The following is a 16,756-nucleotide window of genomic DNA, read 5'->3' as shown; positions in this document are numbered from 1 at the left end:
TCAGGAGGCCCAAAGACCGTACTTAGAAAGTACGGCCAATTTCGAATTGGATTTCTTTGGTATCATCACCGGCTTTATCATTCAGCGGGAATGCATAGCTCAGAGACAATGGGCCGATCATGGTGATCCAAGTAAAGCCTGCGCCCACACTGTAGCGCATATTGTTCATGTCAAAGCCGAAGTTGTCTTTGCAATATGCCTTCGCATCAGTGCCTTTATCACTTACCCCCCCCGATAAATAAAGCGTACCTGTTGGGATATCACATTGTGTATCAAAAACTTGCGCGCCTTCAGCAAACAGTACAGGACGAACTTGGCGTGTCCAATCACCTTTAAACGGCAATGGCAATGCCAATTCAGCGCCAAATTGCACTAAAGCGTTACCGCCCACTTCTTCAGGGTCATAATCTCGCTGATGAGATTCATTATAAGTTACGCCTGGATATTTCGGACCTAAGGTACTGTTGTCATAACCACGCACAGAACCAAAACCGCCGGCATAGAAGTTTTTATAGAATGGCAGGTCATTACCATAGCCCAGCTTCCCATAACCGCGCAGTACAAAATCTTTGCCCAGCGGGAAGAATGCTTGCGCATCATAAGTCAACTTTTGGTATTCAACATCACTGCCCGGCAATGCAATTTCAGCATTCACGCGGTGAGACATACCTGAAGTCGGGAAGATTGGACGGTTTAAAGTATTGTAAGACCAGCCTAAATTCAAATTATAGGTAAGAAAATCACCGCCAAACTCATTGTCAAATGCAGTAAAACCAACGTTATTACGTCCAGCATCCACGCACATCGAATCATAATAACCAACAGGCGGATTAGTCGGTTCAGAAAGATTTGGGTCTTTTTCCTTATCTATCTCCCACTGAGACATCAGTGTATCTGTAGAACAATACTGGCCTTGGCCTTTAGCTTTGCCACCATGCTTAAGTAAATAATCGCGCACATAAGTCGAAACATATGGACCTGTTGTTACTTCAGTCTGGTCAATGTTCAGACCTGCGCTAATGCTTTGGTTTTCATCAATTGGATAGCCAAAGTTAATGCCGCCGCCAAAACTGTCTGTTACATAGTTGTTGACGTTATAGTCGTCAGACAATTTGGTTTTACGGTAATACATATTGTAACCGCGGCGCACGCCATCAATTGTGAAGTACGGATCTGTTACGCTCAAGTTGTAGTAGTCTTGAGTTTCAGAACGCGATAAATCAACCGATACCGAGTTGCCTGTACCCAGGAAGTTTGTTTGGCTTAAACCCGCCTGGAAAGTCACACCGCCGCTTTGCGAGAAACCGACAGCCAACGTACTGGTCCCTGAATGCTGCTCTTCGACATTGACATTCAAGTCAATTTGGTCAGGTGAGTTTGGAATACGCGCAGGCTTGATATCGACCGTTTTGAAGAAACCTGTCCGCTCTAAACGCACTTTTGACAAATCAATTTTTTCATTGCTTGCCAATGCGCCTTCCATTTGACGCATTTCGCGGCGCAGAACTTCATCAGCTGTTTTTGAGTTGCCGGTAAAGTTAATGCGGCGCACAGTCACTTGCTGGCCTGGGTTAATATAATAATTTAAATCAACAACTTTGGTTTCGTTATTGATTTCAGGTACAACATTCACTTCTGCAAAGTAATAGCCTGCGTTGCCGTATTTGCGAAGCATCAGCTGCTTAACACCGTTGACTCTTTCTTGCGAATAAAGATCGCCATCTTTATACAGCTGCAGCGGTTTCAGCTCATCTTGAGTATACAGCGCATCACCCAAGAATTTGGTTTGACCAAATTTAAACTGCTCACCCTCATCCACAGAAACTTCAATGAAGACATGTTTTTTATCTTCACTTAGGTTCAAGCTAGAATTTGTGATATTGAAATTGATATAGCCTTTGTTCAGATACATGGCGCGCAGCGCTTCCAAGCTTGCCGCCATTTTTTCACGCGCATAACGGTCATTGCGCGAAACAACTGAACTCCAGCCGCTTTCTTTTACCGCAAAGGCTTGCTTAATATCGCTGTCTTTAAAAACAGTATTGCCGATAATATTGATATCAAAAACTTTTGCTGCTTTACCTTCGGCAAATTCAATCAGCAGGTCGACACGGTTATTCGGCTTAGGCGTTGTTGTTACTGTCACGTCCGCATCATAACGGCCTTGCTGCATGTACTGCTGCTCAAGCTCAGTTTCCACAGTCTGCAGTGCAGATTGCTTAAGCACCTCACCTTCAGCCAATCCCATTTTTTTCAGGCCTTCTTCAAGCGCCTCTTTAGGAATCAGCTTATTGCCTTTCATTTCAATTTTAGAAATAACTGGGCGTTCGACAACTTTAAAGACTAAAGTGTTGCCGTCTTGAGACGTTTTAATGTCATCGAATAGGCCTGTTGAGTATAGCGCGCGTATAGCGTTGGCAATAACAGGATCATTAACGCGGTCACCGCTGGTTATCGGCAGCATGCCATATACGCTTTCTGGCGTAAGACGGACTAATCCTTCTATTTTTACATCTTGTACAATAAAATCATCTGCCGCATATACTTGTTGTGCTGCTGCCATAGCACTAACCAGTGCCAGAGGCATAAATAAATGTGTGTGCTGCATGCCAGTCTTTTCCGCTGTTAATTTATTCCATCTTCTACGCAGTTTTATAAACGCATAAAATCATTAAAAAGTGCCAGCAGCATCATGCTGCCAAGCAGTACCATACCAATTTTCAGTCCAACCAATTGTATTTGTTCAGAAACAGGTTTACCACGAATTAATTCAACAAAATAGTAAACTAAGTGGCCACCATCCAGCATCGGAATGGGCAGCAAATTAAGAATACCGAGGCTGACACTCATCAGCGCCATAAACGATATAAAGGTTTGCCAGCCCATTTCTGCGCTCTGGCCTGCAACTTTTGCAATCGTAATCGGCCCTGACAGGTTTTCCAAACCGATCAATCCGCGAACCATTTTAACAATCGAATTCAAAATCATACCGGAGATTTGTCCAGTTTTATCGACTGCCATTGTAAAGGCTTCAACAGGTGAATATTGAATGGTCTGTTTATAATCCGCAGGAATGGTGGTTTTGCCCGGGTCACTTTGTACACCCAGCACACCCGTCACTTTGCCCATCTTGTCTTGTTTGCCTTGCGGCATGACTTCAAGATGAACCAATTGGTTATTTCTTAAAACATCAATCTTTAAAAGCTTTTCTGGCGATGCTTGCACAACCTGCACAACATCAAACCACTCATTCATTTTTACGCCGTCAATCGCAATGATTTTATCGCCCGCTTTCATGCCTTGACGGATTGCCGCGCCATCCTCACTTAATTTAGTGACAACAGCCGGCAAATGGGGACGGTACGGAATAAAACCCAATGCTTCTAAAGGTGACTGAGATTGATCTTTTAAGAAATTTTGAATCGGCAAGCTGAAATTTTCAACCTGGCCTGCACGATCCGCTGTGACAGCAATCGCGCCTGTCTCACCAGCACGGTCCACCAAAGCATAATTCAGCTTTTCCCAAGTTGAAACCTGCATGCCGTCGATTGCGGTAATCTTATCGCCCGCATGCATTTGCGCCGCAGCTGCTGGCGTATTGGGCAACACCTTACCTACACGCGTATTAAGCTGCTCCTGCGCTGGAAGCATTAAGATCCAGAACAGAACCACGGCAAACGCCAAATTGATAAGCGGGCCAGCAGCAACAATGGCAATGCGCTTCCATGGATTTTGACGGTTGAACGCATAAGGCAGGTCTTTTTCAGCGACATCCCCCTCACGCTCATCCAGCATCTTCACATAACCGCCTAAAGGCAGCGCAGAGAGCTGATATTGAATCCCTGATTTTTTAGACGTCCATTTCAGCAATGTCGGTCCAAAACCAATGGAATATACTAAAACCTTTACGCCAAGTTTACGCGCGACAAAATAGTGGCCGAACTCATGTATCGCAATGAGCGGCCCCAATAAAAAAATTGCCGCAAGTATAATAAACAAGGCATTCATGGCTTCAGCTTCCTTTATTCATTACAAATTGCTTTGCGAGATCGCGTGCGGTCTGATCAGCCTGCAGGATTACATCCAGACTGCTTGCAGCCGCATTTTCCATATGGTCCAAAGTCCGCTCTACAATTTGCGGAATCTGAGTAAATCCTATCTGATTATTCAAGAAAGCCGCAACTGCTATTTCATTGGCCGCATTTAAAATTGCTGGCGCCAAACCGCCTGCCTGCATCGCTTGACGCGCCAGCTTTAAAGCTGGGAAACGGATGGTATCCGGCTCTTGAAAATTCAAATGCGAATGCGTGAACAAGTCCAAAGGCGGCACATGCGTTTGGATGCGCTCCGGCCATGCCAAAGCATGAGCGATTGGCGTGCACATATCAGGGTTGCCCATTTGCGCCAAAGTTGAACCATCCACATATTGAACCATTGAATGAATGATACTCTGCGGATGGACGACAACTGTTACAAAATGTTCTGAAATTGCAAAAAGATGGCACGCTTCGATTAACTCAAGCCCTTTGTTCATCAAAGTAGCGGAATCAACAGAAATTTTTTGCCCCATCGACCAGTTCGGGTGCTTGCAAGCCTGCGCAGGCGTCACGTTCTGCAATTGTTCCAGCGAATGATTGATAAATGGGCCGCCAGAAGCTGTAAGCAGAATGCGTGACACGCCCATTTTCGGCTGTCCGTTGCGCTCGGCTTGAAAATACCCGGCAGGCAAACATTGGAAAATTGCATTGTGTTCAGAATCAACCGGCAAAAGCGCGGCCTGATGGTCACGCGCCGCCTGCATCATAATGTCGCCAGACATTACCAGCGCTTCTTTATTGGCCAGCAAAACCCGCTTGCCCGCCTTCACCGCAGCCAGTGTCGGCATGAGGCCGGCAGCGCCAACAATGGCAGCCATCACCACATCCACTTGCGGATGTTCAGAGACTGCTATCAACCCGGCTTCATCATGCAGGATTTCGATATCTTGAATATTTTTGCTTATAAGCAGCTGATGCAGCTCATCCACTTTATGTGATGGCACAACAGCGATTTTCGGTCGGTACTGCTTACAAATTTCTGCCAATTCTACAATTCTGCTATGCGCTGTGACTGCAAAAACGGAATACTCTTCAGGGTGCCCATCCAAGATTTTCAAGGTGCTTTGACCAATTGAACCTGTAACACCCAATATGCAAACAGACTGTGACATCTATAAATCTACACCTATAAGTTTTAAAACATACATGCCTGCTGCAAAGATCGGCGCAGCAGCCAGCAATGAATCAATACGGTCAAGCACGCCGCCATGGCCCGGCAGAATTCGGCCTGAATCCTTAATGCCTGCACGGCGCTTGATCATTGATTCGAATAAATCACCCAGAACTGAACTGAATACAGTAACGACTGAAAGAATAAGGAAAAGAATATGTTCTGCTAGGCTTAAATCCAGATACAGAATTTCAACCGCAATAACAATGATCATTGCCGTCGCAACACCGCCATATAAGCCTTCAACCGATTTATTCGGACTGACATCCGGCGCAAGTTTTTTCTTGCCGAATTTGCGGCCCACAAAGTATGCGCCGCTGTCTGCGCCCCACACCAGCAGGAACAAATACATCAGCCGCCACGGCGAGCTTTGCCAAACGGAAAAAATCGCGGTTACCGCGGCAGAAACAAGAACCAAGCCAATCAGCTTTAAAGAATTATTGTACCAGCCGTCATAGTCTGGATAAGACTTCACCCAATAGACACTCAGCATCCAGGTAAAGATTGACGCAATCCAAAGCAGCAGAGCAAAGTCGCTATATTGAAGCGCCAAAGCTGATACAGCAGCGGTAACAATTCCATACCCCCAGGCAATTGGCTTAACAGCTTTTTCTGTTTTTCTTGGCATGAGCTTCAGCCACTCATATCCAGCCACGCCAGCTGCAATGATCATCAGCGTATACATTGGATAATGTGACTGCGCAGCGAACATACAGCTAAGTACGACTGCGACCAAAACCAATGCGGTAATAATCCGCTCTAACATTTATTAATTCTCAAGTTGCTCTTGTTGAATTTGCTCTGATGTTTTACCAAATCGGCGCTCACGTCCAGCAAAAACTGCAAACGCATCGTCTAGTTCTTGAATGGTAAACTCAGGCCATAATGTTTCCGTAAAATACAGTTCAGCATAAGCCGCCTGCCACAACAGAAAATTGGAAAGCCGGAAATCACCGCCTGTACGGATCAGCAGATCCACAGCCGGCAGATCATTTAAGCTGACATATTGTCCAAATAAGTCAACATCAATGTCATCAATATCTATTTTTTTACTTTGCACAGCTGCCGCGATCTGCTTGGCCGCCTGCGCCATGTCCCACATTCCGCCATAACTGATCGCAATCGTTAAGGTCATTTCTGTGTGCTGCGCTGTGCTGTCTTCTGCATGCTGCATCAAACTGCGCAGTTCAGGAGACAAGCGGGAACGGTCGCCGATAAAGCGCAAAGCAATATTGAATTTTTTCATGCGCGGCAGCTGCTCGCGGATGGTTTCTTCAAGCAGCTTCATGAGCAAATCGACTTCAAACTGCGGGCGGTTCCAGTTTTCACTGGAAAAAGCAAAAACAGTCAAAGCTTGAATTTGATGTGAACGGCAATGCTCAACGATTGGGTCTAGGACATTTTTTCCTTCACGGTGTCCATCGCCCTTTTGCATTTGTTTTTTTTTGGCAAAACGATTGTTGCCATCCATGATGATGGCAACATGTTTCGGAAGACGGGAATTTTCTTCAGAAGAGGTCATGCAGAATCAGACCTTCATCAATTCAGCTTCTTTTGCAGCTAAACGCTTATCCACTTCAGCAACAAATTTGTCTGTGATTTTCTGGATGTCATCACCCGCGCGGCGTTCATCATCTTCAGAAATTTCTTTTTCTTTCAACAATGCTTTGATATCGCCTAATACGTCACGGCGGATGTTGCGGATAGCGACTTTGGCATTTTCAGCTTCATTGCGGGCAACTTTCTGCATGTCTTTACGGGTTTCTTCCGTCAAAGCAGCCATTGGCACACGAATCGCATCCGCAGTGATCGGGTTTAAGCCCAAATCAGATTCACGGATGGCTTTATCAATCGCTGCAACCATATTGCGTTCAAAAGGCTGAACCAATAATGTGCGTGAATCTTCAACACCAACGTTTGCCACTTGGTTTAAAGGCACATCAGAACCATAGTAAGGAACCATCACGCCGTTCAGAATTGATGGATGCGCACGGCCAGTACGAACCTTTGCAAAACCATGTTCCAAAGACTCGAGTGATTTATTCATACGGTCTTCAGCGTCTTTTTTAAGATCGTTAATCATGTGATCTTCCTTACTTAATTTTAAAAGGTGTAATTTATAAAATAATTTGCAGTATAAAGCGCTTTCAGGCTCACGTCATTATTTGGTGACGTGAGTTCCCTCTTTTTCACCCATAACCACAGAAAGCAATGAGCCGTTTTTATTCATATCGAATACTTGCAACGGCACATTGTGATCACGGCATAAGCAAATTGCCGTCAAATCCATCACACCTAATTTTTCATCCAGCACTTGATCAAAGGTCAATGTGTCATATTTAACCGCATCATCAAATTTGCTTGGGTCTTTGTTATATACGCCGTCAACTTTAGTCGCTTTGAGAATCAGATCCGCTTCGATCTCGATGCCGCGCAAGCACGCTGCTGTATCAGTCGTAAAGAATGGGTTGCCTGTACCTGCAACAAATACGCACACTTCACCTTGCGTTAAATGGCGGATGGCATCACGGCTAGAGTAAGACTCTACAACAGCGCCAATTGGCAAAGCAGACATTAAACGAGTTTTGATGTTGCGGCGCACCAAAGCATCACGCAGCGCCAAGCCATTCATCACCGTTGCCAGCATGCCCATTTGGTCGCCTGTTACACGGCCAACCAAACCGTCTTGCTGCAATTGGCTGCCGCGGTATAAGTTGCCGCCGCCAACCACGATGCCGACTTGCACGCCTAAACCGACCAAGTGAGCAATAGCCAAAGACATTTGATCGAGCACTTGCGCATCGATACCCATGTCTTTATTGCCGGCAAGCGCTTCACCCGAAAGTTTCAGCAAAATACGTTCATAACGCGGTTTTTTTGAGTCCATCATCTAAAACTCCAATACCTATATCTAAATCTAATCTAAAATTTTATTCGTATGCAGCCATTAAGCAGATTTAACGCGGATCAGCTTCGCAAACAAGTCATACTCGTCCGCATCGGTAATTTCCACTTCAAGCAAATCGCCTGCTTTAATCTGTGACTTGTCGATATCTTCAACAAAAACGTTGCCGTCAATTTCCGGCGCATCTGCATATGAACGCGCAACCGCAACAGGGAATTCTTCTTCAAGATCATCCACCAGCACAGTCATGGTTTGACCGATGCGTTTTCGCAGTTTAGCGGCAGAGATTGCCTGCTGCACTTCCATGAAGCGCTCATAGCGTTCTTGCTTGATCTCTTCCGGCACATGGTCCGGCAAGTCATTGGCTGTTGCGCCTTCTACCGGTGAATAGGTAAAGCAGCCCACGCGGTCCAGCTGCGCTTCTTGCAGCCAATCCAGCAGCATTTGGAAATCTTCTTCAGTCTCACCCGGAAAGCCGACCACAAATGTTGAACGGATGACTAAATCTGGACATTTTTCACGCCATACTTTCAGGCGTTCCAGCGTATTTTCACTATGGGCTGGACGCTTCATCAATTTTAAGATGCGCGGGCTGGCGTGCTGAAAAGGAATATCTAAATACGGCAGAATTTTACCTTGCGCCATCAGGTCAATCACTGCATCCACATGCGGATACGGATAGACATAATGCAAACGCACCCAGATGCCCAGCTGACCTAAAGCCTCACACATATCAAAGAATTTGGTTTTGACCGGCTGGCCGTTCCAGAAGTCCAATTTGTATTTGGTGTCCACGCCATAAGCTGAGGTATCTTGCGAAATCACCAAGACTTCTTTCACGCCCGCTTTTTTCAGCGCTTGCGCTTCATTCAGCACGGAACCGACTGGACGGGACACCAAGTCGCCGCGCATGCTCGGGATAATGCAGAATGTGCAGCGATGGTTGCAGCCTTCTGAGATTTTTAAATAAGCATAATGTTTCGGTGTCAGGCGAATGCCCTGTTCCGGCACTAAATCAATGAATGGATTATGCTTCGGCGGTTCCGGAACGTACTCATGTACAGCTTCCATCACCTCTTGATATGCCGCCGCACCGGTCACTTTTAAGACATTCGGATGCATTTGGCGGATTTTGTCTTCGTCTTTGCCTAAACAGCCGGTGACAATCACACGGCCATTTGCGCTCATGGCTTCGCCAATGGCGTCTAAAGACTCTTGTACTGCAGATTCAATAAAACCACAGGTATTTACAACAACTAAATCTGCCCCATCATAATCTGATGCGACGTCATAACCTTCAGTCTTCAACTGAGTTAAAATTCGTTCGGAATCTACCAATGCCTTAGGACAACCTAAAGAAACAAAACCGACTTTGGGGGATTTCATGAATCTGCGCTCCACTAGAATCCGCGTATTGTATGTCTTTTCGGTCGATAAAAACAGGTAGAATCTTGACTCTTTGCATCACGCACTAAAATAAGGCCATAAATTCTTCAATATAATTCGCATTGCACCAATTTGGTTCATTTTATATTTACAGAAAAAACAGAATCCGCTATACCTTTCAATATAAGTCCACTTTCAGCGCATTTTATTAAATAAGCACCAAAACTTAGAGCTTTTTTATCAAAGTTGGCGTGCATTTTGCATCATATCAGTCCAAATACGTTTATACAGATGCTTTTATGAAGATGCCATTGCGCTATTTTAATACAGGGAACCATCGCTAATGGATCATCCTATAACTATCGATTACCGCCTTTTGGTCGACAATATGACCACTGCTATTTTGCTGGTCGATAGTGATCTGAATATTTTTTACTTAAACTCTGCATGCGAAGCCTTATTTGACATCAGCCTGCTTCGCGCATCCGGCATACCTGTACTGAATCTGCTGCATATGCCGAACGATGAATTCAATACCGAAGAAGCGCTAAAAAACACCCTGCACTCCGGCCAGCACTACACGCGCCGGGAAGCGACCATCAATGTAAACTTTAAAGACATTCACGTTGACTATACTGCATCTCAGCTAAACTCCGGCAAGCCGTATCACCCGCTGCTGCTGATTGAGCTGAACCAAATTGACCGCATGCTGAAAATTTCAAAAGAAGAAAATCTGATTCAGCAGCATCAAGTCGCGCGCCAGCTGATCCGCGGGGTGGCGCATGAAATCAAAAATCCTTTAGGCGGCATCCGCGGCGCAACGCAGCTGCTGGCGCGCAGCTTGAATGACCCGAAATACAGCGAGTTTACCGACATTATCATCAGTGAAGTTGACCGCCTGCGAAATCTTGCAGACACCATGCTGGGTTCACGCCAGCTGCCCAGCTATGCGCCGGTCAATGTGCATGAGCCGCTGGAACGTGTCCGCGCGCTGATTGTCAATCAAACCAAAAAGAAAATTAAGATTACCCGTGACTATGACCTGTCTTTGCCTAACGTCCTTGCAGACCGCGATCAGCTGATTCAAGTCATGCTGAACATCAGCGTCAACGCCATTCAAGCCATGACGGAAAATAAAGAATTTTTCAAAAACCATCAGCCTGAACTGATTTTAAGAACCCGCATTCAGCGCCTCGTCACCATTAATGGCGTGCTGAAGCGCTCTGCTGTGCGCATCGACATTGAAGACAACGGCCCAGGCGTGCCGGAAGACATTCTAGAATCGGTGTTTTATCCGCTGGTCACCGGCCGCGCCAAAGGCACCGGCTTAGGATTGAGCATTGCGCAAAACATTATGCACCAACATAACGGGATGATTGAGTGCCAATCTGTTCCTGGAAAAACAGTATTTAGCTTATATTTACCTTGGGAGTCCGACCATGTCGCGAAATAAAATATGGGTAATTGATGATGACCGCGCCATGCGATGGGTGCTGGAAAAAACATTCAAAGAAGAAGGTTTTGATGTCACCAGTTTTGAGGAAGCCCAATCTGCGCTTGATCAGCTGAGTACAGATGCTCCTGATGTAATTTTGACAGATATCCGCATGCCGGGCATCGACGGCCTGACTTTCTTAAGCAAAGTCAAAGGCAGCTATCCGGATTTGCCTGTGATCATCATGACTGCGCACTCCGATTTAGAGTCGGCCGTATCCAGCTACCAAACCGGCGCATTTGAATATCTGCCTAAGCCTTTTGATATTGATGAAGCCTTAGCCTTGGTCAACCGCGCCATTCTGCATATTGCCAAGCTGCAGCAGCAGGAATCCGCCAAAACCGCACAGCCGATTCAATCGACCGAAATTATTGGCGAATCGCCTGCCATGCAGGAAGTATTCCGCGCCATTGGCCGCCTGTCGCAATCACACATCACGGTGCTGATTAACGGTGAATCCGGCACAGGCAAAGAACTGGTTGCGCATGCCTTGCACCGCCATTCACCGCGCAGCAGCAAGCCGTTTATTGCGCTGAACATGGCAGCCATCCCCAAAGACCTGATTGAAACTGAATTATTCGGCCATGAAAAAGGCGCATTTACCGGCGCCAACACCCAGCGCCAAGGCCGTTTTGAGCAGGCCAACGGCGGCACGCTGTTTTTAGATGAAATCGGCGATATGCCCTTTGAAACCCAAACCCGCTTGCTGCGCGTTTTGGCTGATGGCGAGTTCTACCGGGTTGGCGGGCACATCCCAGTAAAAGTCGATGTGCGTATTGTGGCAGCCACGCATCAAGACTTGGAAAAGCTGGTGCATGAAGGCCGCTTCCGCGAGGACTTATATCACCGCCTGAACGTGATCCGCATTCACATTCCAAAACTGGCGCACCGCAGCGAAGACATCCCTATGCTGGCGCAGCACTTCCTGGCCCGTGCCGGCAAAGAGCTTGGCGTCAGCCCTAAAATCCTGCGTCCAGAAACTCAGGAATATATGCAGAAGCTGCCTTGGCAAGGCAACGTGCGTCAGCTGGAAAACACTTGCCGCTGGCTGACCGTGATGATTACCGGCCGTGAGGTTTATCCTGAAGATCTGCCTTCTGAGTTGAAGCAGATTCCTATTCAGCAAAGCGGCGACGGTGCGCAAGCGCCGCAAAACATTGACCGCATCTCAATTCACCACTGGGATGAAATGCTCGGTCAATGGGCAGTGCAAAAGCTGAAAAATGGCGAAATGAAGATTTTAGACATTGCTACACCGATGTTTGAACGCACATTGATTAACGCCGCCTTGCAGCAAACCCGCGGCCGCAAGCGCCATGCGGCAGAGCTTTTAGGCTGGGGCCGCAATACGCTGACCCGCAAACTGAAAGAACTCGGCATGGACAGCGCTGAAGATGATGTAGAAGAAGAAATCGACGGCTGATTTCAACTTCAATAAAAAAGCCAGTCTATTGACTGGCTTTTTTATGCTTTAAGTTTCGAATCTAAAAGATTAAATACAGCAAACTATCATTATGCTGTAAAGCCCACATAGCGCGAATAGCCCTCACCCCCGAGATCAGACTTGTAAATCATAAACTCAGGATAGCTTGCCGCTGCAAGCTCAGCAAAAATATTGACTTGATCATCATTGGCATGCAAATCATCCACAGTACGGCGCATGCTTTGCTCAAATTCATCAGTGATGTATTCAAAGCCAATATCCATTGCAATAAACAGCACATGCTCACAAGGCTGCACGTACTGCTCTTCTGCCCAGTCAATCACGTGCTGCTGGCAATGCGGGCATTGAATGTTATCTGTTGCTTGTATCTCAAGCTGCACCAATTGATAGGTCATAAAATCACAATCATAAAAAGACGGCTTAGTTTAGCAAAATCCTGCCAATTTTCTTAGCAGTTCCGCACAATTCACCATTCAGCTTAAAACGCTTTTTTTAAATCGTCCTTTTATAAATGCGCTAAAGCAGCCATCTCAAATCCGCAGCTATCTTCTTTTCAGCTATTTGCTATTTATAAAAGGCTTCAACAAAAGACTTCAGCATAAAAAAAAGGAAGCCTTAGCTTCCTTTCCTTGACAGCAGTTCAATACTGCCAATTTATTTTTTGCTTGCCTTATAGGCTGACAACGCAGCCACCGCGACTGCTGAAAGCGCAATGCCCGGTGCGCTGGCAACTAAAATACCAGTTGTGCCCAATCCTAGCGCTAAAATTTTACCCGTCAGCAATGGGCCTGTCATTGCGCCCAAACGGCCCAGAGAAATTGCACTGCCAACACCCGTCACTTTGCCTGCATTTGAATAAAAGATGGGTGAAATGCCGTACAAGATGGATTGACCGCCGGTTGAGAACATCCCGCCAACCACACCAGCCACAATCAGCACAGGGATGGATGAAGTGGTAAACAAGGCAAACAGCGCGATAAACAAACCGGTGTAAATCAGCACAGACATTTGCCACAATTTCAGACGATCCAGCAAATAGCCCAAACCCAAAGTGCCAATCACTGCACCCACTTGGAATACCAGCATGATCATGAACGCTTGCTGTTTTTCCAAACCTTGCTCCATCAGCAAGTTTGGCAGCCAGCTGATTAAAATGTAGTTCACCATCAGCGTAAAGAAGAAGCTCACCCAAAGTGGCAGCGTGTATTTGTAGCGATTTTCAGCAAACAATACTTGCGCCATTGGCGGGACAGCCTCCACTGATGCTGATTCTGCTTTTTCCGTGCGCTTATCTTTCAAGATAATGGCCATGAACGGAATCAACAGCAATGGGGTTAAACCACCAATCAAAAACAGCGTATGCCAAGAAATATCTTTAAAGATGATTGCCAAGCCTGCAACAAAGATTGCACCTACAGGTAAACCGCAGTACATCAAGCTATTCAATCGACCTCGGTTTGCTTCGGTTGCTTCATCGCCTACTACTGAAATCATAGTTGGCATTGCGGCGCCCAAACCCAGACCAGTAAAGAAGCGAGCAATATAAAGCACTTCTACGCTTGGCGCCAAAGCAGTTAAAGACATGAATACGCCAAAGATTGCAATTGAAAGCATCAGTACTTTCTTTTGCCCTAAATAATCTGCTACACGGCCGCCAAAAAATGCGCCGAACAGCATGCCAAATACACCTAGGCTAAATACATAGCCCATTTGAACTTGATCTAATGAAAATGTCGCTGCGATTCCCTTTGCCGCGATTCCAGGCGCTTGAAGATCAAAACCTTCAAAGAATGCGACCCAGAAACACAAAAATACCGTTAAAATTTTTGCATTTTCCCTGTGTGTACTTGTGCCATAATCCAACTCCATCCGTAGTACACAAGCTGCACTGCGCCGCCTGCCCGTGCATTTTGGGATGAATGCCTATGAATAAATACCTCTACAATAGTCGGATTAAAGTGTTTTTTATTTAATAATTTCACTCACTTATAGCCAAAAGGATGCATATCAATACTTATTAGCGCTTAATATCTTAAAATAAATCATAAAATCAATTGCTTATATTTATAAAAGTTTAAAACTATACAGCGATAGCTAAAAACAATTGTTCCTAAATTTTTCAGATAATATTTAAATTATTTTTGAATGAAGATTTGGATATGTAATCCTTTTCATATCCATTACAATCAAACAATTACTTACTAATAAATATTGATAATGAGCTTTACGGTAAAAGATATAGCAAAAAACCTAAGAGACAGTAGAAAACAAGGAACTCCCGTAATAGTCTTTACTGGTGCAGGTTGCTCTAAAAGTGCGGGTATGCCCTTAGCAAATGAATTGATTGCCGAGATTAATAAAAAATTTAAAGGTAATTTCAAAAGTTTAACTGAAGAACAACGTAAAGATTACGGTGTGTGCATGAGTAGGCTCACACCTCATGAGCAAAAAATATTAATTGAGAAACACATTTCTAAAGCAAAGATTAATTGGGCTAATATTGCTTTATCAAGTCTTTTAAAAAATGGCTATCTTGGTAAAGTTTTAACGTTTAACTTTGACAATATCCTTAATCGCGCATGTAGCTTAGATAGTTTTTACCCACCAACTTATGATCTTAAAGTTCTATCAGAAGAATACTTTACTGCTATACCTAATCAATCAATTGTTCACCTTCACGGACAATGGAGTGGTTTTCAACTTGCAAACTCAGATATTGATACAAAGCAACAAGCCGAAAAATTAAAAACTTTCATTAAAAATACTATCAATAATTCTCCTACATTATTTATTGGCTATAGCGGTGGCGCTGATGCTTTCTTTAAATTAGTAGAAGAAAATTTTATTGGTCAACATCGCTTGTTTTGGATTGATTACGCAAAAGAGCCAAACATTAATGTTAAGCAATTTATTGACGTAAATTCTAATCACAGGAATTTCATTGGAGAACAGGATGCTGACAGATTTCTCCTTGAACTTGCTATAGAATTAAATTGCTTTCCGACTGAGTTATTTAAAGATCCTATTAAGCACTTAAAAGGAATCTGTGAGTTAGTTAATCAATTCCCCCTTCCAACCTCAGATACTGAAATTGATATTTTAGAAGACACCAAAAAAACCTTAGCAATAGCAGACGCAAATAAACCTGCGATTACAACTATAAAGCTAGCCGAACTGTTGCATGCTAAAAAGTTTGAAACAATAATTAATCAAGAAAAAAATCTAGATTTAAGTATCAAGCCCATCTCTAAAATTCTGTCATCAGCTTATTTAGGTAAAGCCCTGTTATTTTTAACAAAAGATGATAATCAATTTCACTTCAACTTTGATAAAGCCATAAAACTGGAACCAAATTTTTATCAAGCATATACAAAAGCAGGTACTGTCTGTGCAAAATTTTTCGAAGACACTAAAAAAGGAGAGTATATAGAACTATCAATTATATATTTTCAAAATGTTTTTAGAATAAAACCTGATCTTAATAACCCAGCTATATTAACGGATTACTGTAGTGCAAACGCACTTTACTCACAGTACAAACAAGAGATTGGTATATTTAAAAAAACCGATGATTTATACAAGAACTTATTACAAAAAGAAAATTTAGATGCCAATCTGATAGGTAACTATGGCTTATTTTTATCTGATTATGCTTACTTTACATCAGATATAAATATATACAAAAATGCCATCGCACAATTAAAACTATCTACTGACTTAAACCCTTTAGATGATAATCATTTAAGTAATTATGGTTCAACATTAGGACTATTGGGTCTTCTCACAAAAGATGAATCTATTCTTAAGCAAGCAATTAAATATTTTGAAAAAGCATTAGAAATAAATCCATCTGAATCAAACTACCAACATAACGCAAGCATGATAATGTATAATACTTATACAATAAATAAGGATATCAGTTATCTAGAATCTGCAAAAACCAAAAGTGAAAGCGCACTAGAAAAATTAAAAAATAGGCCCGAATATCTAAGAATGTATGGAATAATTTTATTTGAGTATGGAAAAATAGAAAATCAAGATTCAAAACATCAATTATCTTATGATTACTTAACTAAAGCGGCAGCATTAGATTCAACCAATACATACAACCTAGCTTGTTACTATGCTTATAATAACCCGAATCCTGCTTAAGCCAATGATTCCATAATTTGAATTGTTGGTTTATTTTGATGATTAAGTTGATATGCACATAACGATGCGTAAATCCCACTCAGAAATCCATGAATACTACGAGCTT

General features: G+C 43.9%; 13 protein-coding genes and 1 pseudogene. 3 read left to right on the top strand and 11 right to left on the bottom strand.

Annotated features, from left to right (window positions below; all coding sequences use genetic code 11):
* Positions 1 to 22: 22 nt before the first annotated feature.
* The 8 genes from bamA to rimO form a co-directional block, all read right to left on the bottom strand.
* Entirely contained in the window at positions 23 to 2,608 is a 2,586-nt protein-coding gene (gene bamA / locus ACE3T3_RS07620) for an outer membrane protein assembly factor BamA (RefSeq protein WP_374665611.1), read from the bottom strand.
* Between the two features lie 44 nt (positions 2,609 to 2,652).
* On the bottom strand, positions 2,653 to 4,008 hold the full coding sequence (gene rseP, locus ACE3T3_RS07615) for an RIP metalloprotease RseP (protein WP_374665609.1): 1,356 nt from the start codon (positions 4,006 to 4,008) through the stop codon (positions 2,653 to 2,655).
* A gap of 4 nt (positions 4,009 to 4,012) precedes the next feature.
* Positions 4,013 to 5,209: a 1-deoxy-D-xylulose-5-phosphate reductoisomerase gene (gene ispC / locus ACE3T3_RS07610; RefSeq protein WP_374665607.1), complete on the bottom strand. Its 1,197-nt coding sequence runs from the start codon at positions 5,207 to 5,209 to the stop codon at positions 4,013 to 4,015.
* On the bottom strand, positions 5,210 to 6,034 hold the full coding sequence (locus ACE3T3_RS07605) for a phosphatidate cytidylyltransferase (RefSeq protein ID WP_374665605.1): 825 nt from the start codon (positions 6,032 to 6,034) through the stop codon (positions 5,210 to 5,212). It abuts the gene before it with no gap.
* 3 nt (positions 6,035 to 6,037) lie between these two features.
* Positions 6,038 to 6,790 carry a polyprenyl diphosphate synthase gene (gene uppS / locus ACE3T3_RS07600; protein WP_374665603.1) on the bottom strand — a complete coding sequence of 251 codons (753 nt, stop codon included), beginning with the start codon at positions 6,788 to 6,790 and terminating at the stop codon, positions 6,038 to 6,040.
* A 6-nt stretch (positions 6,791 to 6,796) separates the two neighbouring features.
* A complete protein-coding gene (gene frr, locus ACE3T3_RS07595; RefSeq protein WP_374665601.1) occupies positions 6,797 to 7,351 on the bottom strand; it encodes a ribosome recycling factor in 555 nt (184 codons plus the stop codon).
* A 78-nt stretch (positions 7,352 to 7,429) separates the two neighbouring features.
* Entirely contained in the window at positions 7,430 to 8,158 is a 729-nt protein-coding gene (gene pyrH / locus ACE3T3_RS07590) for a UMP kinase (protein WP_374665599.1), read from the bottom strand.
* A gap of 57 nt (positions 8,159 to 8,215) precedes the next feature.
* On the bottom strand, positions 8,216 to 9,559 hold the full coding sequence (gene rimO, locus ACE3T3_RS07585; RefSeq protein ID WP_374665597.1) for a 30S ribosomal protein S12 methylthiotransferase RimO: 1,344 nt from the start codon (positions 9,557 to 9,559) through the stop codon (positions 8,216 to 8,218).
* Between the two features lie 343 nt (positions 9,560 to 9,902).
* Between rimO and glnL the strand changes: the two genes are divergently transcribed.
* Positions 9,903 to 11,012, top strand: a complete 1,110-nt coding sequence (glnL, locus tag ACE3T3_RS07580) for a nitrogen regulation protein NR(II) (protein WP_374665595.1) — start codon at positions 9,903 to 9,905, stop codon at positions 11,010 to 11,012.
* Positions 10,999 to 12,477 (top strand): nitrogen regulation protein NR(I), encoded by a 1,479-nt coding sequence (gene glnG / locus ACE3T3_RS07575; protein WP_374665593.1) that lies wholly within the window; start codon positions 10,999 to 11,001, stop codon positions 12,475 to 12,477. The genes glnL and glnG overlap by 14 nt, the downstream gene beginning before the upstream one ends.
* Positions 12,478 to 12,566: 89 nt before the next feature.
* On the opposite strand, the gene ACE3T3_RS07570 is transcribed toward glnG, so the two are convergent.
* Both ACE3T3_RS07570 and mhpT read right to left on the bottom strand, forming a co-directional pair.
* Entirely contained in the window at positions 12,567 to 12,893 is a 327-nt protein-coding gene (locus ACE3T3_RS07570; RefSeq protein WP_374665591.1) for a hypothetical protein, read from the bottom strand.
* A gap of 259 nt (positions 12,894 to 13,152) precedes the next feature.
* Complete coding sequence (gene mhpT, locus ACE3T3_RS07565; protein WP_374665589.1) at positions 13,153 to 14,367, bottom strand: 3-(3-hydroxy-phenyl)propionate transporter MhpT; 1,215 nt, start codon at positions 14,365 to 14,367, stop codon at positions 13,153 to 13,155.
* Between the two features lie 348 nt (positions 14,368 to 14,715).
* On the opposite strand from mhpT, the gene ACE3T3_RS07560 reads away from it, so the two are divergent.
* Positions 14,716 to 16,650, top strand: a complete 1,935-nt coding sequence (locus ACE3T3_RS07560) for an SIR2 family protein (RefSeq protein ID WP_374665587.1) — start codon at positions 14,716 to 14,718, stop codon at positions 16,648 to 16,650.
* Here the strand turns inward: ACE3T3_RS07560 and ACE3T3_RS07555 are convergent.
* Positions 16,647 to 16,756: pseudogene (locus ACE3T3_RS07555) on the bottom strand (IS982 family transposase); the annotation flags it as partial. The gene ACE3T3_RS07560 and the pseudogene ACE3T3_RS07555 overlap by 4 nt on opposite strands.

The sequence above is a fragment of the Acinetobacter sp. genome, assembly GCF_041919735.1.
Taxonomy (GTDB): Bacteria; Pseudomonadota; Gammaproteobacteria; order Pseudomonadales; family Moraxellaceae; genus Acinetobacter.
Note: the sequence above shows the minus strand (reverse complement) of the source record. Positions and strands in the feature narration are given on the sequence as shown.